This is a genomic window from Mesorhizobium huakuii (genome assembly GCF_030160235.1).
Taxonomy (GTDB): Bacteria; Pseudomonadota; Alphaproteobacteria; order Rhizobiales; family Rhizobiaceae; genus Mesorhizobium; species Mesorhizobium huakuii.
Map to the genome: position 1 here is coordinate 47,755 of NZ_BSNY01000027.1, position 24,010 is coordinate 71,764.

Genomic DNA, 24,010 nt, shown 5'->3' on the forward strand with positions numbered 1-24,010 from the left:
ATAGGCCATATTCGGATCAAGGCCAGCGCAGCGAATCCGAAACTCCGGGATCAGGGCCGCGGGCGGCGAAGTTCAGGAACCAGGCGCGGTTGAATCGCGCCGGCGCCTAGTGAGGACAAAATGCGGCTTACACGCCAGACCAATTATGCCATGCGCATCCTGATGTATTGTGCCGCCAACAATGATCGGTTGAGCCGTATCCCCGAAATCGCGACCGCCTATTCGGTGTCGGAACTGTTCCTGTTCAAGATCCTGCAACCGCTGGTCGAGAACGGACTGGTCGAGACGGTGCGCGGCAGGAATGGCGGCGTCCGGCTTGGCCGCGCCGCCGAGGCGATCAACCTCTTCGACGTCGTACGCGTTACCGAGGAAAGCTTCGCCATGGCCGAATGCTTCGAGAACGATGCCGCCGAATGCCCGCTGGTCGACAGCTGCGCGCTGAATTCGGCGCTGCGCGAGGCCCTCAACGCCTTCTTCGCCGTGCTCGCCCGCTACACGATCGCCGATATGGTGGCGGCAAGGCCGAACGTGCGCAACCTGCTCGGCATCGACATGCTGGAGCGCCGCGCCCCGGCGGCGTGAGCAAGTCTCCCCGCGTCTGGGTAGGTCTGTTGAGATTCAGGTCAGGCCGAGTCGAGAATGGCGGGTTCCGAGAACCGGAACGGAGCGTACGTTTGGGTACGTGAGTACCGGAAGCGCAGGAAGCCGCCATTTGCAGACCGGCCTCACCTGAATATCAGCTGACCGACGATTGCGGCAGCACGAACGGCACGTTGCCGGCCGGCAGCACGCCGACCCTGAGCCGGCAGTCGAACACTTTTTCGATCAGATCATCGCTCAGTACATCCTGTGGCGAACCGGTGGCCGCGAGCCGACCACGATGCATGACGAAGATCCGGTCGGCATACATGGCCGTCAGATTGAGGTCGTGCAGAATGGCGACCACGCCGCCGCCCCTTCTGGTGAAATCACGGGCGATGTTCATGATGATCAGCTGGTGTTTGATATCGAGGCTGGAAACCGGCTCGTCGAGAAACAGGTAGCGCGGCTTGCCGTTGAGCACCGGCGCCCAGACCTGGCACAGCACGCGCGCTAGCTGGACGCGCTGCTGCTCGCCGCCCGAAAGCTCCTGATAGAAGCGTCCGGCAAAACCGTCGAGGTCGACACGCGCCAGCGCCCGCTCCGGCAGTCGCGCATCCTCGCCCGGCAAGGCGCCCGAGCGCCCGCCGACAAGGCCGAGCTTGACCACCTCGCGCACGGTGAACGGGAAGGACAGGGTCGTCGCCTGCGGCAGCACCGCACGATGCACCGCGCTCTCGGCCGGCTTCATCGACGAAAGGTCACGGCCGTTGAGGGCGACGCGCCCGGCATAGGCGAGCTCGCCCGACAAAGCCTTCAGGAAGGTCGTCTTGCCCGAACCGTTGGGACCGACGATGGCCGCGACCTCGCCGGGCCGCGCGTCGAAATCGATACCACCGACGATGCGCTTGCCGGCGATATCAATGGAAACATCCCTCACCTCGATCATCAAAGCCTCCAGGTCTCAGAGATCGACCACGCCGCGCTTGCGCAGCAGTATCCACAGGAAGAACGGCGCGCCCGCGATCGCGGTGACGATGCCGATCGGCAATTCGGCCGGCGCCACGATGGTGCGCGCGACGGCATCGGCGAGCAGCAGCAGCGAGGCGCCGAGCAGCGCCGAAGCCGGCAGCAGATAGCGATTGTCCGGACCGATCAGCAGGCGCAGCAGATGCGGCACGACGATGCCGACGAAGCCGATGCCGCCGCTGACCGCGACGGCGGCTCCGACGGCCGCCGAAACACCGATGATTGCCGTGTATTTCAGCCGCTGCACCGGTATGCCGAGATGACCGGCGGTCGCTTCGCCAAGCGCCAGCGCGTTGAGGCCGCGCGCCAGGAACGGCATCGCCGCCAGCGCCGTTATGATGATCGGCCCGACGGAACCGATCTTCGCCCATGTCGCGCCACCCAACGATCCGAGTGACCAGAACGTCAGGTCACGCAGTTGGCGATCATCCGCCATGAAGATGAGGATACCGGTCAGCGCCATGGCAAGGGCCGCCAGCGCGATGCCAGCAAGCAGCATGGTGGCGACCGAGGTTTGCCCACGTCGCGTCGCGACCTGATAGAGCACCAGTGTCGAGGCAAGGCCTCCGAAGAAAGCCGCCAGCGGCAGCGCAAGCGTGCCGAGCAAGGTCGTCACCGGCGCCAGCACCGTGGCGCCAAGCACGAAGATGATTACCGCACCGAGGCTCGAGCCGGCGGAAACGCCGATCAGGCCGGGATCGGCCAGCGGATTGCGGAACAGCCCCTGCATGACGGCTCCCGAGACCGCGAGCGCCGCGCCGACCAGCATGCCGAGGATGATGCGCGGCAAACGGATGTCGTAAATGATCAGGCTGTCACGGGCGCTCAGCGCCGCATCGCTCGGAGCGGCCCCGAGCAGCCAGTCCTTGAGGACGCTGACGGCCGAAGCATCCGATGCCCCTGACATCAGCGACAAAAGCATGGCGGCCGCGAGCCCAAAGCACAGCAGCAGGATGACGATGCGGGCGCGGCCCGAGCGGTCCCCTTCGGATGCATTCGCCATCGCCTTTACCAGGCCGGCGATCGATTGATCGACCATGATATGCCCGCTCAGTCCGTGACTTCAGCGCCATAGAGCGAGACGGCGAGGTCGTGAATGGCGTCGGCGGTGCGCGGTCCGAAGCCGAGCAGATAGCCGCCGTCGATGCGGATCAGCTTGCGCGCGGTTCCGGCCGGCGTCGAGGCGATCGACGGGTTGCCGAACAATTCGTCATCCGACACCGGCGGCCCGGCATTGCTCATCATCAGGATCACGTCAGGCCTGGCGGTGATGATTGCCTCGTCGGACATCTGCTTGTAGCCGGAGAAACCTTCGACGGCGTTGACCCCGCCGGCCAGCTTGACCATGCCGTCGGCCGCGGTCTCGGCGCCGGCCGCCAGGATCTTGCCGCCCTGTATCGACAGCACGAACAGGATGCGCTTGCGCTCCTTGATCGAGGCCGTCAGCTTTTCGGCTGATGTCAGCTTGGCATCGAGTTCCTTGGCCAGCACCTCGGCCTTGGCATCGATGCCAAGCGCCTTGCCGACGATGCGGACCTTCTCGAGGATGCCCTCGTGGCTATAATGCTCTGGCACTTCGATGAAGGGAATGCTGGTCTTCTTCAGCACATCGACGGCTTCCTTGGGGCCGCTGCCGTGCAGTGCCAGGATGCCGGTCGGATTGACCGACAGAACGCCTTCCGGCGACAGCGCGCGCATATAGCCGACATCAGGCAAGGCAAGCGCCGCATTCGGATAATTGCTGGTGGAATCGCGCGCCACCAGATGTTTTTCCTCGCCAAGCGCATAGACGATTTCGGTGATCGAACCGCCAATGGCGGCGATCTTCGACGGATCGGAGAAGACCGAGACGCCCTCGGCGGCGGCGGCCGGCTGCAGCGCGGCAAGAGCAAGAGAAAGACCGACGATCGGCGCAAGCATCGATCGGCGCACGGCCGGCAGGTTCGGGAAAAACCGCATCACACCGTTCCTCACGCTGCCGTCGGGCTTGGAATGCGCGGCAGGTTCTCGGCCAGGAACCGCCAGTCGTCGCGCTCGCTCTCGCCTTCGTGGCGCTTGCCGAAGAACTGGATGATCATCTCGCCGTCGGCGCGATAGACCTCGAGCGACGTGACGTGGCCATCCTTGGTCGGCTTGCGCACCGCCCAGACTTCTTGGATGTGGTCGGCACGCAGATGCAGGTGGAAGGTCTCGTCGAGCACATTGATCCACGGCCCCATCGGCTTGATCGACTTGATCGGGCCGGAATGGATCTGGATGCAGCCGCGGTTGCCGACGAAACACATGATCGGCATCTCGCCTTCGGCGGCATGATGGAACATGGCGCGGACCGCGTCATTGTCGAGCGGCCAGGCATAGTCCGTTCCGACCATGCGGACCGCCTGACGGCGGCTGAGCTTGAGCGTCTTCAGCATGCCGAAGAACTGGTGCACATCGGTCAGCCGGCTCCAGCGGTCGCGCAGATCGTCAGGGTTGGCGATGGTTGCCCCGGCCTCGCCCTGATCGTCGGAGATTGGCCCTGAAATAGCGACCGTCGGTTCCTGGTTGGACGATTCCAGCGAGGCGACCAGCTTCTGGTAGGCATAGAGGCTGGAGGCCGGACGCAGATGCACCTTGTGCACCGCCTCGCCCGCCGCATCGAAGAACTGCAGGCTGCGGCGGATCTCGTCGCCGTCGCGCTTCTCCACCGCAAAGCCGTGCGCCCAGACCTTCGGGAAGATGCGCAGGTCGATATTCTCGCCAAGCACCATGGCGTTGTGGTTGCCGGTGACGACCTTGTCATAGACGCCGATCTTTTCGTGCACGGCGCTTTCGTTGCGGGTCAGTGCCATCACCTCGCCGACCGCCTCGAGACCGGTCAGGAGGTCGTTGACGCGCGGCTCGATGCGAACGACGCCGTCGCCGCAATGCGCGGCGACCAACTCGGCTTCCGAAATGCCGAGCTGGGCGGCGAGGTCACGCTCGCGCGTCTTCGGATTTTCTGTCCGTGCCCGCCGGATTTCATGCGGGGCGGGTTTTACGCGCTGGTCCATGTCTCGTCCCTACTGCCTTGCCTTACTTGTTGAGAATGAGCTTGCCCTGCCGGGTGATCTTCAGCCGGTAGAGCGCGCCATGATGCTCGATGCCGATCTCGTGCTCGCCCTGGAACAGCGTGTTGCTGGAGAGCGTTCGCACGGCCAGCGGGATCCGATCGAAGCGGGTGGAGGCATCATCGGAACGGCGGACGCGATAACGAAAATCATTGGGATTGTGCGTGTTCATCTGGGTCGATCCCTTTCCTGGGCCGGGCATCTGGCTAGGCGTTGCGAAATTGCCGATTCATTTCTTGACTCGAATAATCATGTTTACTAGTCAGTGCAATACCGGAGTAAACGAGTCAATATTTAAGACGCCGGACACGATGAAAAATGCCAGCAAGCCCCGGGCCAGCCAGCATGAAACCTGGAATCTGGAGTTGGGGCATGGAATTTTTGAACGGGGAATTGCGCGGCCGGTCGGCGGCGAACGGTGTGGCGGCCTTGTTGGCGGGCGTGGCGGCGATCGCCTTGTCCGCGCCATCGGCGCATGCCCAACAGGCAACGCAGCCGGCGGGCGAGCAGACGGATCAGGCGAAGAAGGCTGACCAGGAAAAAGCCGCCCCCGCGGGCGCGACGCTGCTCGACAAGATTCTCGTCATCAGCCGCACCGGCGAAACCGCGATCGAATCACTGGCCTCGGCCAGCCATGTCGACCAGGAGCAACTCGCCCGCCGCATGGCGACGACGCCGAACGAGATGCTGCTGGGTGTGCCCGGTGTCGCGACACAGGCCGACGCAAGGCGCGTCAGCACCAGCATCAACATACGCGGTCTGCAGGATTTCGGCCGTGTCGCGGTCATCGTGGACGGCGCACGCCAGGATTTCCAGCGTTCAGACCATGGTACCCAGTCGACCTTCTACATCGACCCCGAACTCGTCAAATCCGTCGATGTGATCCGTGGTCCGGTCGCCAACACCTATGGTTCGGGCGCCATCGGCGGCGTCGTCTTCTTCGACACCAAGGATGCCGCGGACTTCCTCAAGCCGGAGGAGACATGGGGCGCTTCGGTAACCGGACGCTATGAGAGCAACGGCAAGGGCTGGACCACCAGCGCCACCGGCGCCTATCGTTTCAACGAGAACTGGGACGCGCTCGGCAACATCGTCTACCGCAACTACGACAACTACAAGGATGGCGGCGGCGACACCGTCAAAGGCACCGGCTTCGACGTGCTCAGCGGCCTCATCAAGACCGCCATCCGTCCGTCCGAGAACAGCGAGTTGAAACTGGGCTGGGTCGTCTCGAGCGATGGCTGGAACGAAACCAGCGGCGGCGTGCCGGTCAACGATGTCGACCTGAAGTCGAACACTTTCACGGCCCGTTACAACATCACGGACGAAGACAAGAGCTGGCTCGATCTCCACATCAACACCTCCTACAACAAGACCAATCTCGACCTGACCAGCCTTGTTCCGCAAAAACGGTTTGATCCGATCACTGGTCTTCCGGTGGTGCTGCCGGCAGGCTCAACGTCGACTTTCGACGTCGGCACCGCCGCAATCGACATCTGGAACACCTCACGATTCGAGACCGGTGGCGTCGCCCACGAACTGACCTATGGCGGCGACTGGGTCGGCGACGATGTGAAGACGGGCGGTACGGCCGGCGGCGACAGTTTCTACACGCCTTCGGGCAAGCGCAACGTCTCCGGCGCCTATGTCCAGGACAAGCTCACCTGGGACTGGCTCGAGGTCATCGCCGGGCTGCGCTACGACAATTACAGCCTGAAGGACAGCACACGCGAGACCTCGGGCGACCGGCTGTCGCCGCGCATCACCGTCGGCGTCTCGCCGTTCGAGAGCGCCGGCCTTGCGGGCCTGCAATTCTACGGCACCTACGCCGAGGGTTATCGGTCGCCGTCGCTGACGGAAACGCTGATCAGCGGCAACCATCCGGCGGGCGTCACCTTCCCGTTCCTGCCCAATCCCAATCTGCGGCCAGAGACCGGCAAGACGACGGAATTCGGCGTCAACTACAAGCAGAACGACATCTTCGAATCCGGCGACGCGCTTCGCGTCAAGGCGGCCTACTTCCACAACAATGTCGACGATTATATCGACGGCGTGACCCTGTCGCCGTTCGCTCCAGGCAGCGGCTGCCCGTTCGGGCCCGGCATTCCGATCTGTTTCCAGTATCAGAATTTCGCCCAGGCCAAGATCGACGGCTTGGAACTGGAAGGTGTCTACGACGCCGGATGGGGCTATGCCGGGCTTTCGGCCTCGATCACCAATGGCCACACCATTTCCTACAAGGGTGTGGAAGCCGATCTCGCCACCATCCCTTCCTCGCAGGTCACCGCTCAACTCGGACTGCGCTTCCTCGAGGACAGACTGACCGTCGGCGGCGAAGTGCAATACAACGGCAAGCCAAAGGGCAACGCGGTGGCCGAGGACTATACGCTGGTCAATGCCTTCGCCAGCTATCAGGCGACCGACGATCTGAAGGTCGATTTCCGCGCCGACAATCTGTTCGACGTCAAATACGCCAACCCATTGAACGGCGGCACGACAGTCGCGGTCTACGAGCCGGGCATCACGCTGAAACTGGCGGCAACCATGCGATTTGGAGGCTGATGGCATGACGGGCTCGACGACATCCCTTCGTCTGCTGACCTCGACGCTGGCGATGTCGCTTGCGATGGTTCCGGCGCGGGCTGAAGGGTCCGCGCCGGTCCCCGCGCTGACCCTGGAGCTCAATTCCGCGCTCCCTTCCGACAAAGGCTGCCGGCTGACCTTCCTGGTCAACAACAATCTCGGCGCCGACCTCTCCAAGGCGGCGTTCGAGATCGCCCTGTTCAACGAGGCCGGCGTCGTCGACCGGCTGACCGTGCTCGATTTCAAGGACCTTGCGGCAGGCAAGACCAAGGTGGCCCGCTTTGATCTCGCCGGCACCGACTGCACCAAGGTCAGCCGCGTGCTGATCAACAGCGCGACCGAATGCGCGGGTTCTGGTGTCGAACCGGCCGCCTGCATGCGCAAGCTCAAGACGGACACCAAGACCGGCATCGCTTTCGGCGTCTGAGACCGGCGTTGGGACTGCATCCCGCATTCACTCGAGACACCATGGCATGGCCGCTGGCCGGCCGCGGATCACTGATGCCAGGGGCAAACGATCTTGATTTGACTTTTGCCCGCCGGCCGCTGCAGTTTCCGGCCCGCGACATGCAGGAAATCACTCCCCTCCCCGACGCTGGCAGCGAGCTGGCGATAGCGCCGGCCGATCCGCTTGCAGTCGCGCGGCCGGCGGTACGATGGCCCGTTGCCATAGTCGTTTCCGGCCTGCTTCACGCCGCCGCGGCGGCATTCTTTCTGATCTCGCCCGCCGGGACATCCGATTTCCGGAATGCGGAACAACCGGAAGGCAGCGATCACGCAGGCGACAAGGTGGCCGGCAGCGCTCTGGACAAGGATTCGGCGGTGATCAATGTCACGCTGGAGCCGAGACCGCAGCCGACCAAACCGGAGCCGGCAGCCAGACCAGTGCCGCCGGCAAAACCCGCGCAGCCTGAGCGGGAAGCCGTGAAGCAGGCTCCCGAACCCGCCCGGGAAGCAGCCAAGCCGCTGCCCAAGCCTTTGCCGGAAGCTGTCAAACAGCCAGCGGCAACGCCGGATATACTGGTGGCGGCGACCCCGCGCCCTGACGACCAGAGCGTGGCTGCCAGGACCGAAACAGCGGCACAGCCGAGCGTCCAGGCCGACAGCGCCGAGATGCCTGTCGCCGTTCCGGACCAACCGCCGATCCCCAGCGCCAGGCCAACTCCGGCGGCCGCCCCCGCGACGGCGAGCGAAGCCTATGAGGACCGCGGCACAGCGGACGGCAAGGAAATCAAGGCGGCAATTGCGAGCAAGGGCCGAAAGCAAGGCGATACAGGGAACGCCGCGGCGTCACGCTATAGCGGTGAAGTGGCCAGCAAGTTGGCTCGCGCCAATCGCCGCGTATCGAAATCCGCACAAACGACAGCCCGCAACAATGCGTTGGTGGCATTTGTCGTGCTGGCCAATGGGAACATTGTCGACCTGCAGCTCGCCAAAAGCTCAGGCTCGCCCGAACTCGATCAATTCGCTCTGGACTTGGTGCGAAAACAGGCGCCGTTCCCTCCCATCCCTGCCGAGACCAAACTGATGAGTTGGCGGTTCAAAGCGCCAATCGGCCCCTTCGAGCCTTGACCGCTCGAGTAACCATCCCAACATCAACGCTCGCGAATAGCCGAAAGGAACGCCATGTACATCGCCATGAACCGCTTCAAGGTGCAGAACGGCTCGGAGGCCGACTTCGAGGCCGTGTGGAAGAACCGCGATTCCAGTCTTGCCGAGATGAAGGGTTTTCGGGAATTCCATCTGCTGCGCGGCCCGGTCAACGAGGCCGAAGGCTACACGCTGTTCGCGTCGCACACGGTATGGGCGAGCCAGGACGATTTCGTCGCCTGGACCAGGTCGGAGAATTTTCGCGCCGCGCACAGGAACGTCGGCACGACGAAGGTCCACTATCTCGGCCACCCGCAATTCGAGGGCTTTTCCGTCGTCGAGGGCGCCTGACGATGACGGCGCCTGCGGACGATCCCGCGCGCAGCATCCCGATCCTGCCTTCGCCCGACATTATGGCGACCGGTGATTTCTATCGCGACGAACTCGGCTTCGGTGTCGTCGGACCGGAGATGGACGCCCCCGAAGAGCTGTGAAGACAAAGCAAGGTCCGCCCAGGACGGAACTGCGGCTAACCCAGCCCATAGAGCAATTCAAGGAAAAGTGTACGCGGTTTTCCCGGGAAAGCGCGGTGCCAGTCATCGCCAACGTCTTGCCTTGCATGATCTGCGCGGACACCACGCTGACGATGCTGTTGTCAGGCGCGAACCATGCCCCGCCACTGGCCCCCGTTCCAAATTCAGTTGGCGCGGCCAGATAGGTGCCGCCAACCTGCGCCAGCTTGGTCGAATCCTGCTTGTACATGTACTTCCCCATCATGCTGACGGCGGTGAAACTGCCATCCTGGCTGAGCACGAACTTGCCGGCATCTGAATTTGCCGTCGTGCGCAGCGCGGCGTAGTCGAGAGCGCTTTTCTCCGCGCTCGGTGGATTGGGACTGATCGGAATCCAATCCGTCAGCACCGCGGCCTGGTCGACGATGAACCTCGTTCCGGCGCCGTCGTCATAAGCGCGGTAAAACACGACGTTCACCGCATGTTTGTCGCCGCGCCACATGCTGTGCGCCGCGGCCAGAAACCCCCGTTGGTGTCGGACCATCCGACGGCGGCACCGAGACGATCGGCAGTTCCGCAGGCTACAGTGGAAACGAATTTCGGGTCTTGTGTCCGAATTCAGCAAGTCGGCAACACTTCACGTTTGCCGGCTTCTCTCTTTGCGAATACCCGCCAGTTCCTAGGCCGCAGCCAGCAGGCTGGCATTGCCGCCCGCGGCCGTCGTGTCGACGCAGACCGCGCGCTCATGCGCATAGGCGGCCGGGTTGAGCACCTCGCTGACCAGCGGCACGATCGGGCCAGTCCTGTCGGCGATGACCTTGCGCACGATGCGCGCCGCCTCCGGCGTGCCCGAAAAAGCGACGACATCGACGCGCAGCGCGCGCGCCTCGACCGGATCAGGCCGGCCATCGATAGCGGCGAGCGGCAAGCCCTTGCCGGTCAGCGCCGAGAGTGCCGCCGGCGCCCCAGGCGCTACGGCCAGCACCGCGTTGCCGGCGGCGAGCGCCTGGATGGTCTGGGCAAGCAGCGTGTCGGCATCCGGCCCCAGGCAAAGCACGCGGCCGCGCGGCGACAGCGACAGCGTGTTGGCCTCGCCGGTTGGCCCAGGCAGATCGACCTGGCCGAAATCGATGCCAGCGGCGGCGCCGATGGCGGCCGCGCCCTTGCCGCGCAGATGCTTCCTCAGGATGGCGATCCGGTCCGGCCGCGTCGACCAGCCGCCGAGCGTGGGATCGGGCAGATTGTCGGCCATTTCGGTCGCCGTCACCTTGTGGCCCTCGCCAACCTCCGTGCCGGCTTCCGGCCCCTTGCGGAAGCGGCGCAGATAATGCGGGCCGCCGGCCTTCGGCCCGGTGCCGGACAGCCCCTCGCCGCCAAAGGGCTGCGAACCGACGACGGCGCCGATCTGGTTGCGGTTGACATAGATGTTGCCGGCGTGGATGCCGTCGACAAAATGCTGGACGCGGCCTTCGATACGGGTGTGCAGGCCGAAGGTCAGGCCATAGCCCTTGCGGTTGATGGCAGCGATCACCGCGTCGATCTCTTCGGCGTCGAAGCTGGCGACATGCAGCACCGGCCCGAACACCTCGCGGTCCATCTCCTCGATGCCCTTGACCCTGAAGACATGCGGGGCGACGAAGCGGCCGTCCTTCGGCGCCTCGAGCTTGGCGATCAGCCGGCCCTCGAGGCCTTTCTTGGTGCAATAGTCGCGGATCGAAGCCTGCGCCTCATCATCGATGACCGGACCGACATCGGTCGAAATCCGCCAGGGATCCCCGATGTTGAGCGCCTCCATTGCGCCCTTCAGCATCTCCAGCATCTTCTTCTCGACGTCCTTCTGGACATAGAGCACCCGCAGCGCCGAGCAGCGCTGGCCGGCACTCTGGAAGGCAGAGGCCAGGATATCGCGCACCGCCTGCTCGGGCAGCGCGGTGGAATCGACGATCATGGCGTTCAGGCCGCCGGTCTCGGCGATCAGCATGGCGTCGGGCGCAGCGGTTTCGGCCAGCTGTTTCTCGATGAGCTTGGCGACCTCGGTCGAGCCGGTGAAGCAGACGCCGGCGATGCGGGGGTCAGCGGTCAGCGGCGCGCCGACCGATGGGCCGTCGCCGGGCAGCAGCTGAATGATGTCTTCCGGCACGCCGGCCTCGCGCAGCAATTCGACCGCGCGGAAGGCGATCAGCGGCGTCTGTTCGGCCGGCTTGGCGATCACCGAGTTGCCGGTAACGAGCGCTGCCGCGATCTGGCCGGTGAAGATCGCCAGCGGAAAATTCCACGGCGAAATGCAAACGATGGCGCCGCGCGCCTGAGTACCCGTTTCGGCGTTGACCGCCTCGGCGGCGTAGTAGCGCAGGAAGTCGACCGCCTCGCGCACTTCCGCCACGCCATCAGCCAGCGATTTGCCGGCCTCGCGGGTGGCGAGCGCGAAGAACTCGACCGCATTGGCCTCATAGAGGTCGGCGGCGCGGTTGAGGATGGCGGCGCGTTCGGCAACGGGGCGCTTTGCCCAGGCCGGCTGCGCCTCCACCGCGATGCGCACGGCGATCGCGACCTGCTTGGCGGCGGCCTCGTGAACCGTGCCGACCACTTCGTCGGGCTTGGCCGGATTGACGACGGGGCGTGGCTTGCCATAACCGGCAGCCCGCGTGATCGGCTTGGCATGCCAGCGGTCCGGCCCGGCGAACGCCGCCCTGGCCTTGTCGATGGCCGCTAGCGTCACCGTGTCGGTGATGTCGAATCCCCTGGAGTTGCGGCGGCCGGCGCCAAAAATCTGCGACGGCCTGGCGATCGCCGGATTGGCGGCGGGACCCTGGCTTTCGACTGTTTCGAGCGGATCGCGCGCGATGTCTTCCGGCTCGACATCCTCGTCGGTCAGCTGGTGCACGAAGGAGGAGTTGGCGCCGTTCTCCAGCAGCCGGCGGACCAGATAGGCCAGCAGGTCCGAATGCGCGCCGACCGGCGCATAGATGCGGCAGCGCGTGCCTTCGGACCTTCGCACCGTTTCGTGCAGCGCCTCGCCCATGCCATGCAGGCGCTGAAACTCGAAGGTGTCGCGATTGTCAGCCATCGACAGGATGGCGGCGACGGTGTGGGCGTTGTGGGTGGCGAATTGCGGATAGATGCGGTCGGTCATGCCAAGCAGTTTCTTCGCGCAAGCCATGTAGGAGACGTCGGTGTTGGCCTTGCGGGTGAAGACGGGATAGCCGGCCAGTCCGAGCGTCTGCGCCCGCTTGATCTCGGTGTCCCAATAGGCGCCCTTGACCAGCCGCACCATGATGGTGCGGCCGTATTTCTTGGCCAGCGCGTAGAGCCAGTCGATGACGAAGGCCGCGCGTGGTCCATACGCTTGCACCACCACGCCAAAGCCGTTCCAGCCGGCGAGTTCCGGCTCGGCCAGTACCCGCTCGATGACGTCGAGCGACAGATCCAAGCGGTCCGCCTCCTCGGCATCGATGTTGAGGCCCATGCGCGAATGCCTGGCCGCAAGCGCCAGCGACAGCAGCCGCTCGGCCATGACGGGCAGCATCTCCTCCTTCTGCGCCACCTCGTAGCGCGGATGCAGCGCCGAAAGCTTCACCGAGATGCCGTGGTTCTGCCTGATGTCGGGGCCGTTGGAGCCGGCATCGAGCGACGAAATCGCGTCGGCATAGGCCTTGTGATAACGCAGCGCGTCGGCCTCGGTGCGGGCCGCCTCGCCCAGCATGTCGAAGGAATAGAGATAGCCCTTCTGTGTCATCGGCCGGCCGCGCTTGACGGCTTCCGCGATGGTGCGGCCGAGCACGAACTGTTCGCCCATCTCGCGCATGGCGGCGGCCACCGCCTTGCGGATGACCGGCTCACCCAGCCTGCGCACCATCGAGCGCAGCGTGCCTTCTATACCGCCCTCGCCCTCGTCCAGCACGCGGCCGGTCAGCATCAGCGCCCAGGTCGAGGCATTGACGAAGATCGAGCTTGAGCCCCCCGAGTGCGCGGACCAGTCATGCGGCGCGATCTTGTCGGCGATCAGATCGTCCATCGTCTCGGTGTCGGGCACGCGCAGCAGCGCCTCGGCCAGGCACATCAGCGCCACGCCCTCCTTGGTGGAAAGGCCGTAGGCGGAGAGAAAAACTTCCATCAGCCGGGGATCGGACGAGCCGCGCACTGCCCGCACCAGATCGGTGGCTCGCGCCGAGATCGCATCGCGATCCGCAGCCGAAAGCCCTGTCGCCTCGGCCAGCCGCTTCACGGCCTCGTCCTCGTCGGGCAAATAGTTGGCACGGATCTGCTGGCGGATGGTGTCGAGCGGCATGGCGGGTCCCGTGGAGCGAGCATCAGGGAGCGGGCCGGCGGTCACCGGACCGAATGGCGCAAGCTAGCACAGGCGCGGACTTCAGTCGGTCCAAAGAAATCGACAAGACAGTCCAATCGATCTATCATTCTGCCAATTTTTCAGATTTTGGACTGTGATTTTGATGACAGAAGACCAATTGGACCGCATCGACCGGAACATCCTGTCGGCGCTGGCAAGCAATGGCCGGCTTTCCATGTCGGAACTCGCGGCAAAGGTCGGCCTGTCCAAGACGCCGGTACAGGCGCGCGTCAAGCGGCTGGAGAAGGACGGCTATATCAGGGGCTACCAGGCGATCATCGACCGCGAGCGCATGGGCGAAGGCCATGTCGCCTTCGTCCAGGTGAAACTGTCCGACACCCGATCCGCCGCGCTCGACGCTTTCAACCGGTCGGTGCAGGCCGTGCCGGAGATTGAACAGTGCCACATGATGGCGTCGAGCTTCGACTATTTGCTGAAGGTCCGCACCCGGGACATCGCTGCCTACCGCCGCGTATTGGGCGAACGCATCTCGGCGCTCCCCCATGTCGCCCAGACCTCGACCTTCGTGGCTATGGAGACGGTGAAAGATCGCTGACCATGATCCCGAAAAGTGGATGCCGGTTTTCGGACAAGATCATGGTCAAACAAGAGCCTACTCCGACAGCGTCTTCAAAAACGCCACCAGCGCAGCGCGCTCACGGTCCGACAGTTGCAGCGGATGGATCTCGGTTGTCCCCTCCACACTGGGTGCCGCCTTGGCGTAGTGCGCCACCACCTCGTCGAGCGACGAAAACTGCCCGGCATGCATATAGGGCGGACGCGTCGCGGCACCGCGCAGCGACGGTGTCTTGTAAGCGCGAACGAGTTCCGGCGCATCCTTGACCATGAAGCGCAGCTCGCCGCAGGCGCTGACGTCGCCGTCGCGATAGGCGCCGAAGCAGTTGAACGGGTCGGCTTCGACTTGTGCCACCGCTTCTATGCGCCCGCGATCCGGCGGCAGGTTCGCGACGGGCGGCACGCCGGTGTTGTGAAAACCGTTGTCGGTGAAGCGCGGACCATTGTGGCAGGTCACGCAACTAGCCTTGCCGATGAACAGCTTCAACCCGAGGATTTCTTCCGGCGTAAAGACGGCATCGCCCTTGGGTTCGGCACCGGTGGCAAGGTCCAGCGCGAAACGGTCGAAGCGCGTCTGCGCCGGCTCGATCGAGCGTTCGAAGGCCGCGATCGCCTTGCCGATATTGGCAAAGACGCGGTTGATGGCGTCGCGCTGCGCATCGCTCATCGCGTTCCAGGCAGCCCTCTCGGCATCGTTTCCAAGCGGGCTGGCATTCAACGGAATGCCGGCAAAATCGGGCAGCGGCCCGAAAATGTGCTCATAGCGCTCGCCGAAGCGTGCCTTGATGTAGTGCGCATAGGCAGCACGGTTTCCTGCCTGTTCCAGCGGGTTTTCCAGCGGCGTCAGGGCTTGCGCCCACAGGCTGTCACGGCGGCCGTCCCAGAAGAACCAGGGGTCGCGTGCCACACCGGCTAGCGGCATGGTACGCCGATTGGTGCGGCCGACGCCGACAGCTTGCGGCAGGTCATCCTGGAACTGGCGGTCGATCTTGTGGCAGGTCGAGCAGGAGACCGTACCATCGCGGCTCATGCCCAGATCGAAGAACAGGGTCGAGCCAAGGGCAGCAGCAGCCGGCACGTCGGCGAAGCGGTTGGTGGTGTCGGGCTTCAACGACGGCAGCGTGTTCAGCGCCAGCGAGGCGACGGTCTTCTTCTCGGCGTCGGAAAAATCTGGCTTGCCGCAGCCGACGAGGATGATGGCGGCTATTAGCGCCAGAAAGCAGAAAAGGCGCTTCATCGGTCGCTCACAGCACCACGTTGAACAGCACCGTATCCGAGCCGGCGCCGGACGAGATGGCGAAACGAAGTTGCCACCAGCCGCTCATGGTGAATTTCAGCCCCTCGATGCGGTAACGGCCCTCGCCGAGATAGTCGGTCACCTGCGGGCTGGTCGGCAGGCCGTGATTGTGTTGCGGCATGCCGCCGGAGATGGCGATCGCGGCTCGCTCCACCGAAGCCCCTGTCTTTGTTTTCAGCGTCAGCAGCCAGGATTCCAGTTCGCCCTGCCGCACCACGCCCCGCTCCGGTACGAAGCTCGCCATGTACAGCCCATTGTCGGTTTTCTTCGTCCGCGAGACATCCGGGCCGGCAAGCTGCGCCGATTGCGGCGCGGTCAGATAGACGACCGCGAGAACGCCGACCAGCAGAGCAGCCAGACCCAGACCCGCCAAAAGATAACGCCATATCGATGCCAAACCGGTTCCTCTTCCGCGGATAACGCTCGGCCGGGCAGATCGCGTCCCGCCAGCCTGTGGGAAAACGCTGTGGCGCAAAAAAGCCTGCTTGCCAAGCATGGCGCTGCCGCCCGCAAAAAGCTACAGCACCGAAAGCACTGGAGGATTGCAGATGGCGGGAAACGGCGTCGCCTCGATCGGCGAATGCATGCTCGAACTTTCGGGCCAGACGGGCCCGAACTGGCGCATGGGTTTTGCCGGCGACACGTTCAACACTCTGTGGGCGCTGCATGCGCTGAGCGGAGACCGGCCGGCAACCTATGTCTCGGCCTTCGGCGACGACCCCTTTTCGCAAGGCCAGATCGGCTTCTTCGCCGAAAACGGCATCGGCATCGGCTCCAGCCCGGTAATACCGGGCGCTCGGCCCGGCCTCTACGCAATCACGCTGACCGGCGCCGAACGCTCCTTCACCTACTGGCGCGGCGACGCTGCCGCCCGACAGCTTGCTTCGGATCCCACCGCACTGTCGAAAAACCTTGAAAATCAGGCGCTTGTGTACTTTTCCGGAATCACTTTGGCAATTCTGGACGATGCGGCGTGCAAAACACTGCTGGCCGCCGTGGCCGAGGCGCGTGCCGCTGGCTCGCTGATCGCCTTCGACCCCAACTATCGCCCACGGCTTTGGCGCAACCGCGAAAGCGCGCAGGCAGCCATCGTCGAAGCACTCGGCGTCACCGACATCGCACTGCCGACCTTCCCCGACGAACAGATGCTGTTTGGTGACGGGACACCGCAGGTGACCGCCGAGCGGCTTGGACAATGGGTTGGCGAGGTCGTCGTCAAGAACGGCGAACAGCCGGCGCTGATCGCCGAGAGCGGAACATTGCACGACGTGCCGGCGATCCATGTCGCGGCCCCCGTCGACACCACCGGCGCCGGCGATTCCTTCAATGGTGGCTACCTCGCGGCGCGTCTTGCCGGCCATGGCCCGCGCGAAGCGGCAAGCCGGGCACATCGCGTTGCCGCGGCCGTGGTCCAGGTCCGCGGCGCCCTGGCGCCATTCGAGACGCTACGGGCTGCGTTCGAAAACTAGCCGGCCGAAGACCTATGGCAGGCGGAAACGGTATTCCGTCACGTGGTGATAGATCGCACCAGGCCACAGCGTCGCCTGCGGGAAATACGGCCGGTTCGGCGCATCCGGCCAGATTTGCGGCTCCAGGCAGAAGGCGGAAAATGCCTTGTAGTCCCGTCCCTCCAGCCCCTTGCGCGGCGTCACATACTGGCCGGTATAGAGCTGGACACCGGGCTCCGTCGTCCAGACCTCCATCTCGACGCCGGAGCTTGCCCCTTGCGTCCATGCCGCTTGCCGCAGCGGCCCGCGCGCCGAGGCAAGACAGAAATTCTGGTCGTAGGGCAGTTGCTCACCCTCGGTCTCCATGCGCAGCGGCCGCGCCTGGCGGAAATCGAAGGGCGTGCCGTCGACCGGCTTGACCACGCCGGTCGGGATCATGTCGCTGTCGACTGGCAGATAGGCGCCGGCGTTCAGCATCATCCTGTGGTCGAGAATATCGCTGGCGCCGCCATCATCCAGGTTGAAATAGGAATGCTGGGTGAGATTGCACGGCGTCGGCTCCTCGCAGGTCGCCGTCAGCTCGACGCTGAGCGTGCCGGGGATCTTCAGCCTGTAGGTGCAGGTTACGTCGAGCGCTCCGGGAAAGCCCATCGCGCCATCGGGATCGTGCAGCGTCAGCGTGACGAAGTCCCGGCCATGCAGCGAAACCGCCCACGGCCGATGCGAATAGCCCTGCGAGCCGCCATGCAGCGTATGCCTGCCGAGAAAATTTTGCTCGGTCTGGTAGCGATTGCCGTTAAGGGTGAAACGGCCGTCGCGGATCCTGTTGGCATAGCGGCCGACCACCGCGCCGAAGAAGGCGTTGTCGGCCTCATAGGCTTCCAGAGTGTTGTAGCCGAGCACCAGCGGCGCATCATGGCCGGTCAGGCGCAAATCCTGGATGATGGCGCCGAGCCCGATGATATTGGCGGTGAGGCCGCCGCCCCTGATGGTGAAGCGGCGCACCGGCTCGCCTGCCCGCGTCGTGCCGAAAACCTCGCCGTCCTTCATCGTCATGCCCGCAAACGTCAGTTAATCCAAAGGATTCCGGCAGGTTTCTCGACCCAAGGCGGCGGGCAAGGCCCGCCGACCTCAGGGACAAGGTATCAGAGGCCGAGGCCGCCGATACAGACATATTTGGTATCGAGATAATCCTCGATGCCCTGATGTCCGCCTTCCTTGCCGAGGCCCGATTCCTTGACGCCGCCGAACGGCGCTTCCGGCGTGGTGATCAGGCCTTCATTGACGCCGACCATGCCGTATTTCAGTCCTTCCATGACGCGGAAGGCGCGGCCGAGATCGCCGGTGTAGAAATAGCAGGCGAGGCCGAATTCAGTGTCGTTGGCGAGCGCGATGGCTTCCGCTTCCGTCTCGAACTTGAACACCGGGGCGACCGGGCCGAAGATCTCTTCCTTCATGAAGCGCATTTTGGGCGTCGCATTGGCGATGACCGTTGGCTGGAAGAACGAGCCGCCGAGCGCATGGCGCTTGCCGCCGGCGACGATCTTGCCGCCCTTCGAGGTAGCGTCGGCGATCAGCTCTTCCACCTTCTCGACCGCCTTCTCGTCGATCAGCGGTCCCTGCTGCACGCCTTCTTCGAGGCCGGAACCGACCTTCAGCCCGTTGCTGGCGGCTGCCAGCTTCTCCACGAACTTGTCATAGACGCCGGCCTGAACGAGGAAGCGGTTGGTGCAGACGCAGGTCTGGCCGGAATTGCGGTATTTGGCGGTGATCGCGCCGGCCACCGCGCGCTCGATGTCCGCGTCGTCGAAGACGATGAACGGCGCGTTGCCGCCAAGTTCCATCGACACCTTCTTCACGGTGACCGACGACTTCTGGATGAGAAGCTTGCCCACCTCGGTCGATCCGGTGAAAGTGATCTTCGACACCAGCGGATTGGCGCAAATCTCGTCACCGATCTCGCTGGCCGACCCGGTCAGGATGTTGACGACACCCTTGGGGAAGCCGACTTCCTCGGCCAGCGCGCCCCAGGCGAGACCAGAGTAAGGCGTCTGCGAGGCGGGCTTGACGACGGCCGTGCAGCCGGCAGCGAGAGCCGGGCCGAGCTTGCGGGCCAGCATCGAGGACGGGAAATTCCACGGCGTGATGGCGGCGATGACGCCGACCGGCTCCTTGGTCACCAGGATGCGGCGATCCGCCCATGGCGAAGGCACGACGTCGCCATAGGTGCGGCGGCCTTCTTCGGCAAACCACAGTATATAGGCCGCGGCCGACCCGATCTCGCCCTTCGATTCGAACAGCGACTTGCCTTGCTCTATCGTCAAGAGCTCGGCCAGTACGTCCTGATTGTCCATCATCGCGTCATGCAGCTTGCGCAGCAGCTTCGAGCGCTCGAGCGCGGTCGTCTTGCGCCAGGTCTTGAACGCGGCGTCCGCGGCCTCGATGGCGCGGCGGGTCTCGGCCTTGCCCGACTTCGGCACGGTGCCGATCTTGAGGCCGGTGGCCGGGTTGTTGACGTCGACCGTGAGGCCGCTATCGGCCTGCACCCATTCGCCGTTGATGAGATTGGCCTGCCGCATGAAATGGCTGGTTTTCTGAAGCATGGTCTATCCTCCGTTCGGCGCACTGACGGGCCGGTCTGTGAAATCTTCGGTGAGCGTGCGCCATGATTTGAAGCCGGCACGCCGGAGCCACTGCTCTTTACCTAGGGCAAGGCCCGCAAGCAATCGCAAGATGGCATATAGGGGTTGGGCCAGCCCGAGACGAGATCAGGCTGTATCGCTTCGCCTGGATTTGCGCATGGCCTCTATCCAAAGACATGCAGGACAACCGTCAGCCAGAAAGCCGTGGTGACGGCCGCACAGGCCGTGGCGATGGTCATCTGGTTCGATGCCAGCGCCTGGCCGGTGTTGAACTGCACGGCGATCAGGTAGGAGTTGATGCCGGATGGCAGCGCCGCCACCACGACCGCCACCTTGGCGGTCAGGGGCGGCAGGCCGAGCAGCCAGACGAAGGCGAGAACCAGTGCCGGCATCAGGAACAGTTTCAGCACCGAAAGCGCCAGCGCCGGCCGGATATTGCCGGAAATGCCGAAGCGGCGCAGGCTGAGCCCCATGGCAAACAGCGCCACCGGTCCTGCCGTGCCGGCGAGCGCATCGACCAGCCGCATGGCGAGGCCCGGTAGCGGCACGCCGCTCAGCCGCCATGCCAGGCCGAGCAGGATGCCGATGATCAGCGGGTTGATGAACAGCCGCCGCAGGAAGCTACGCAGCACCCGCAGCGGATGCACATGTTCGCCACCGCCCCGTCCGAACATCTCGAACAGCACGATCGACGCCATCATCATGACCGGCAGATGCACGGAGACCAGCAAAGACAGAACTTCGAAGCCGCTCGGGCCGAAGATGCCGAGGATGAAGGGAGCGCCGAGCAGCACGACATTGGAATAGGCCGACGACACACCCCCGACGACGCCGGCGCGCGCCTCGCGCCCGAAGATCCGCGTGGTGACGAGATGACCGGCGGCCCAGGTGATTGCCACCGCCGTGAAATAGGCTCCCCACAGCGGCCACGGCGCGACGCCGTGGAAATCGGCGTTCACCATGGTCTGGAACAGAAGCAGCGGCATCGCCACCGAGACCGCGAAATCCGATATCCCCTCGCCGCTCGCCGGTCTGAGATAGCCGGTCAACCCGGCGAGATAGCCGAGCGCCACGAGGCTGAAGACGAAAAGCACGGTTTCTGTAAGCGGCGACATTTTTCAGGGATAGGCGAGCCACGCGCGCGGCGCAATCGCGCCCGAATTTGATCATGCTATGCTGGCAACGTTATAGAGGGTTTGGAGTATCAGGGCGGACACGAACGACAAATGACCTTTGTCGAAACCTCAGGACGCAATCTTCTCGCGCGGATGTGGCTGGCGGCTTTCGTCGCCACCCTGTTTTGTCTTGCCGCGACGGCGCTTGCACTTGCCGAGACGAAAAGCCTCAAGGGCGTGGCTCTGATCATCGGCCAGTCGAATTACCAGCACATCGCCGCCCTCCCCAACCCGGCCAATGACGCCCGCGACATGGCCAAGATGCTGACCGACCTCGGCTTCGACGCCCGCAACGTCACCGATCGCGATGCCGCCAAGCTGAAGCGCGACCTCGAACGCTTCGTCGAGGATGCCGGGGGCGCCGACGTCGCCTTCATCTATTACTCCGGCCATGGCATCGAGGCCGGCGGCGAGAACTATCTGGTTCCGGTCGATGCCGACGTCTCGTCGCTCAAGGATGCAGGCCAGGCCCTGGTGCCGATTTCAGCCGTCATGGACGAACTGAGGAAGACCGTGCCGGTGACGATCTTGCTGCTCGATGCCTGCCGCACCAATCCGTTTCCAGCGGACGCCGTGGTGCGCCGGGCGCCGACCGCTTCCGCCGAGCCGATCGGCGCCGGCGGGTTAGAACCGGTGCGTGGCGCCAAGGCGCTTGCCAATGTGTCGGCGCAGGATGCGAGCCTCGGCACCGTGGTCGGCTTCGCCGCCGAACCGGGGCGCCCGGCGCTCGATGGCGCGGCCGGCGAAAACAGTCCCTATGCCGCAGCCCTGCTGCGCCACCTCGCGGCGATGAAAGGCACGGAGTTCGGCTCCGTCATGCGCATGGTGACCGAGGAAGTCTATCTCGACACCAAGGCCAAGCAGCGCCCCTGGGTCAATGAAAGCCTGCGCCGCCTGCTCTATTTCGGCGTCGCACCGCCTGAGCCGACCGGTGATGACGGGCTGATCACCGGTGAGCGACGGCAGCTGCTCTTGACCATCTCCGACCTGCCCGATCCGAAGCGGGCGCAAGTGGAACTGGCCTCGCTGCAGGATGGCGTGCCGCTCGACGCGCTCTATGGCGTGCTGAGGGCGCTGGGCACGGACAAGATCCCCGAGGATCCGACCGACCTGCAGAAGGTGCTCGACGCCCAGGCCGACCGCCTGAAGAAGATGTTGTCGGAACGCGCGGCACTGCGCACCGACGATCCGGAGATCAAACGCCTGGTCGCGTCCGCCGACAAGGCAATCGGCCAGGGCGCCATGGTGACGGCGCGCAAATTCCTCGATGACGCGGTCGGCAGGGTCGAGCAGAACAGCGGCGCCGTTGATGACGTGGAGCAACTGGTCAGGCAAAAACGCATCGCCGACGCCGCAATCTATGCCAAACGTGCCGACGCCGCCGCGCTGGTCTTCGACTACAAATCCGCCGCCAACGACTATGCCAAGGCCTTCTCGCTGGTCGAGAAATGGGACGACAAGCTGCGCTGGAACTACAAGAACCAGGAAGCCGAGGCACTCAACTCTTACGGCTACGCCACCGGCGATCTCGATGCATTGCGGCACGCGATCGAAGCCTACCATGTCATCCTGAACTTCATCCCCAATGGCGAGCAGAATCGCGACTGGGCCATCACCCGCAACAACATGGCGGTGGTGCTGCAAACGATCGGCGAACGCGAGACCGAGACCACGCATCTCGAAGAAGCCGCGCAGATCTTCCGCGATTCGCTGGTCGTCTTCGAGCGCGAGAAGGACGACCCCAACTGGGCGGCCGCGCAGAACAATCTCGCCAATGTGCTCCTGAAGATCGGCGAACGCGAGAGCGATCCGAAGCGCCTCAATGAGGCCGTGGCGGCGATGCGTGCCGCGTTGGGAAAGCGCCCGCGCGACAAGCTGCCGCTCGACTGGGCCGCTTCGCAAAACAATCTCGGGCTCGCGCTCTATGCGCTTTCCCAGCGGGAACCCGCCGGCGAGCACCTGAAGGACGCGGAAGCCGCCTACCGGCTGGCGCTTGAAGAATACACGCGCGAGAAGGCCCCCGTGGAATGGGCGATGGTCGAGAACAATCTCGGCAACACGCTGGTGACGCTTGGCATCCAGCTCAACGACAAGGCCAAGATCAACGAGGCGGCCGATGCGTTCCGCGCCGCGCTGAAGGTGCGAACCCGCGAGACGTTCCCGGTCTCCTGGGCGACCAGCCGGCTCAATCTCGGCAACGCGCTGAGCGGCGTCGCCCGCTTCGACATGGGCACGGACACGCTCGAAGAGGCCGCCGCGGCCTATGACGATGCACTGACGGTGTTTACCCGGCAGCGCTTCCCGATGGACTGGGCGTCCGCCCAGAACAATCTCGGCTCGATCTACCAGACGCTCGGCCAGCGGACCCGCGACGCGGCCAGGCTCGAACAGTCGGTGGCAGCGTTCCAGGCAGCCCGGCAGGTCTATGTCAGGCGGAAATTCCCGCAGGATTGGGCCATGAGCTATTACAATCTCGGCAACACGCTGCAGCTGCTTGGTGGCGTGACGGACAAGCCCGAGCACTACAGCGAGGCGGTGGACGCCTACGGCAATGCGTTGCGTGAGTACAAGCGCGAGACCAACCCGCGGCAATGGGCGCTGGTCCAGGCTGGTCTCGGTTCGGCGCTGCACTGGCTGAGCATGAGTAATGCCGATCCCAAAACCCTGCGGGATTCGATCGCCGCCCGGCGGGCAGCACTCGAAGTGCTGACCATCGAGACCGCACCCATCGACTGGGCCAACGCCCAGAACGGCATCGGCATGAGCCTGCTCAATCTCGGCAATATCGAACGGACCGGCAAATATCTCGACGAGGCCGAGGCGGCCTTCACGGCGACGCTGAAGGTTTTCACCAGGGAAAGCCAGCCCATGCAATGGGCCTTCGAACAGAACAATCTCGGCGACATCCACTGGAACCGCGCCACCTATGGCGGCGGCAAGGCCGAGTATCTCAGGGCTATCGAGTTCTTCGAGAACGCCAAGCAGGGCTTCACCGAAGCCGGCTACACCATTCCCATCCCGCTTACCGACCAGAAGATCGATCTGGTGAAAAAGCAAATCGCCAAAAAGTGAGGCTGGGACGTCAGCAACGCCCGCTTGTCTTTGTGCCGGCCTTCCGATCCCTATATGCGAAATGACCGGA

20 protein-coding genes are annotated in these 24,010 nt (G+C 64.3%); 8 read left to right on the forward strand and 12 right to left on the reverse strand.

Going from position 1 to position 24,010, the window contains the following annotated elements; translation table 11 throughout:
• Positions 1–120 precede the first annotated feature (120 nt).
• Positions 121–582 (forward strand): iron-responsive transcriptional regulator RirA, encoded by a 462-nt coding sequence (rirA, locus tag QQK95_RS14310; RefSeq protein ID WP_199649022.1) that lies wholly within the window; start codon positions 121–123, stop codon positions 580–582.
• A gap of 154 nt (positions 583–736) precedes the next feature.
• Here the strand turns inward: rirA and QQK95_RS14315 are convergent, their stop codons facing one another.
• From QQK95_RS14315 to hemP, 5 genes are read right to left on the reverse strand one after another with little or no spacing between them, the layout of a single operon-like run.
• On the reverse strand, positions 737–1,528 hold the full coding sequence (locus QQK95_RS14315; RefSeq protein ID WP_284273425.1) for a heme ABC transporter ATP-binding protein: 792 nt from the start codon (positions 1,526–1,528) through the stop codon (positions 737–739).
• Positions 1,529–1,543: 15 nt separating this feature from the next.
• Positions 1,544–2,647: a FecCD family ABC transporter permease gene (locus QQK95_RS14320; protein ID WP_284273427.1), complete on the reverse strand. Its 1,104-nt coding sequence runs from the start codon at positions 2,645–2,647 to the stop codon at positions 1,544–1,546.
• A gap of 11 nt (positions 2,648–2,658) precedes the next feature.
• On the reverse strand, positions 2,659–3,567 hold the full coding sequence (locus QQK95_RS14325) for a heme/hemin ABC transporter substrate-binding protein (protein ID WP_284273429.1): 909 nt from the start codon (positions 3,565–3,567) through the stop codon (positions 2,659–2,661).
• An 11-nt stretch (positions 3,568–3,578) separates the two neighbouring features.
• Positions 3,579–4,640, reverse strand: a complete 1,062-nt coding sequence (locus QQK95_RS14330; protein ID WP_284273431.1) for a hemin-degrading factor — start codon at positions 4,638–4,640, stop codon at positions 3,579–3,581.
• 22 nt (positions 4,641–4,662) lie between these two features.
• Positions 4,663–4,869 carry a hemin uptake protein HemP gene (gene hemP, locus QQK95_RS14335; protein WP_010909946.1) on the reverse strand — a complete coding sequence of 69 codons (207 nt, stop codon included), beginning with the start codon at positions 4,867–4,869 and terminating at the stop codon, positions 4,663–4,665.
• 200 nt (positions 4,870–5,069) lie between these two features.
• Between hemP and QQK95_RS14340 the strand changes: the two genes are divergently transcribed.
• The 4 genes from QQK95_RS14340 to QQK95_RS14355 all read left to right on the forward strand — a co-directional run bounded on the left by QQK95_RS14340 (position 5,070) and on the right by QQK95_RS14355 (position 9,221).
• Entirely contained in the window at positions 5,070–7,259 is a 2,190-nt protein-coding gene (locus tag QQK95_RS14340; RefSeq protein WP_284273437.1) for a TonB-dependent hemoglobin/transferrin/lactoferrin family receptor, read from the forward strand.
• Positions 7,260–7,263: 4 nt separating this feature from the next.
• The gene (locus tag QQK95_RS14345) at positions 7,264–7,707 is read left to right on the forward strand and encodes a hypothetical protein (protein WP_284273440.1); all 444 of its coding nucleotides are present in this window, start codon (positions 7,264–7,266) and stop codon (positions 7,705–7,707) included.
• A gap of 74 nt (positions 7,708–7,781) precedes the next feature.
• On the forward strand, positions 7,782–8,852 hold the full coding sequence (locus tag QQK95_RS14350) for a TonB family protein (protein WP_322791216.1): 1,071 nt from the start codon (positions 7,782–7,784) through the stop codon (positions 8,850–8,852).
• Between the two features lie 54 nt (positions 8,853–8,906).
• Entirely contained in the window at positions 8,907–9,221 is a 315-nt protein-coding gene (locus tag QQK95_RS14355; protein ID WP_056572477.1) for an antibiotic biosynthesis monooxygenase family protein, read from the forward strand.
• A gap of 60 nt (positions 9,222–9,281) precedes the next feature.
• Here the strand turns inward: QQK95_RS14355 and QQK95_RS14360 are convergent, their stop codons facing one another.
• Positions 9,282–9,884 carry a hypothetical protein gene (locus QQK95_RS14360; protein ID WP_284273445.1) on the reverse strand — a complete coding sequence of 201 codons (603 nt, stop codon included), beginning with the start codon at positions 9,882–9,884 and terminating at the stop codon, positions 9,282–9,284.
• Positions 9,885–10,061: 177 nt separating this feature from the next.
• Positions 10,062–13,670, reverse strand: coding sequence for a bifunctional proline dehydrogenase/L-glutamate gamma-semialdehyde dehydrogenase PutA (putA, locus tag QQK95_RS14365; RefSeq protein ID WP_284273447.1), 3,609 nt, complete (start codon positions 13,668–13,670; stop codon positions 10,062–10,064).
• A 163-nt stretch (positions 13,671–13,833) separates the two neighbouring features.
• On the opposite strand from putA, the gene QQK95_RS14370 reads away from it, so the two are divergent.
• Positions 13,834–14,286 carry an Lrp/AsnC family transcriptional regulator gene (locus tag QQK95_RS14370; protein WP_064988817.1) on the forward strand — a complete coding sequence of 151 codons (453 nt, stop codon included), beginning with the start codon at positions 13,834–13,836 and terminating at the stop codon, positions 14,284–14,286.
• A 57-nt stretch (positions 14,287–14,343) separates the two neighbouring features.
• Here QQK95_RS14370 and QQK95_RS14375 read toward each other — a convergent pair whose 3' ends face one another.
• Together QQK95_RS14375 and QQK95_RS14380 are read right to left on the reverse strand one after the other, a co-directional pair.
• A complete protein-coding gene (locus QQK95_RS14375) occupies positions 14,344–15,543 on the reverse strand; it encodes a cytochrome-c peroxidase (RefSeq protein WP_284273454.1) in 1,200 nt (399 codons plus the stop codon).
• A gap of 7 nt (positions 15,544–15,550) precedes the next feature.
• Positions 15,551–16,000, reverse strand: coding sequence for a FixH family protein (locus QQK95_RS14380; protein WP_095200265.1), 450 nt, complete (start codon positions 15,998–16,000; stop codon positions 15,551–15,553).
• A gap of 151 nt (positions 16,001–16,151) precedes the next feature.
• Between QQK95_RS14380 and QQK95_RS14385 the strand changes: the two genes are divergently transcribed.
• Positions 16,152–17,072, forward strand: a complete 921-nt coding sequence (locus tag QQK95_RS14385) for a sugar kinase (protein WP_284273460.1) — start codon at positions 16,152–16,154, stop codon at positions 17,070–17,072.
• A 12-nt stretch (positions 17,073–17,084) separates the two neighbouring features.
• Here QQK95_RS14385 and QQK95_RS14390 read toward each other — a convergent pair whose 3' ends face one another.
• The 3 genes from QQK95_RS14390 to QQK95_RS14400 form a co-directional block, all read right to left on the reverse strand.
• Positions 17,085–18,107, reverse strand: coding sequence for an aldose epimerase family protein (locus QQK95_RS14390; RefSeq protein ID WP_284273462.1), 1,023 nt, complete (start codon positions 18,105–18,107; stop codon positions 17,085–17,087).
• Positions 18,108–18,196: 89 nt separating this feature from the next.
• Positions 18,197–19,654 (reverse strand): NAD-dependent succinate-semialdehyde dehydrogenase, encoded by a 1,458-nt coding sequence (locus tag QQK95_RS14395; RefSeq protein ID WP_284273465.1) that lies wholly within the window; start codon positions 19,652–19,654, stop codon positions 18,197–18,199.
• Between the two features lie 203 nt (positions 19,655–19,857).
• Positions 19,858–20,808: an AEC family transporter gene (locus tag QQK95_RS14400; RefSeq protein ID WP_284273467.1), complete on the reverse strand. Its 951-nt coding sequence runs from the start codon at positions 20,806–20,808 to the stop codon at positions 19,858–19,860.
• 111 nt (positions 20,809–20,919) lie between these two features.
• Between QQK95_RS14400 and QQK95_RS14405 the strand changes: the two genes are divergently transcribed.
• Positions 20,920–23,940 carry a caspase family protein gene (locus QQK95_RS14405; RefSeq protein ID WP_284273469.1) on the forward strand — a complete coding sequence of 1,007 codons (3,021 nt, stop codon included), beginning with the start codon at positions 20,920–20,922 and terminating at the stop codon, positions 23,938–23,940.
• The last annotated feature ends 70 nt before the right edge of the window (positions 23,941–24,010 follow it).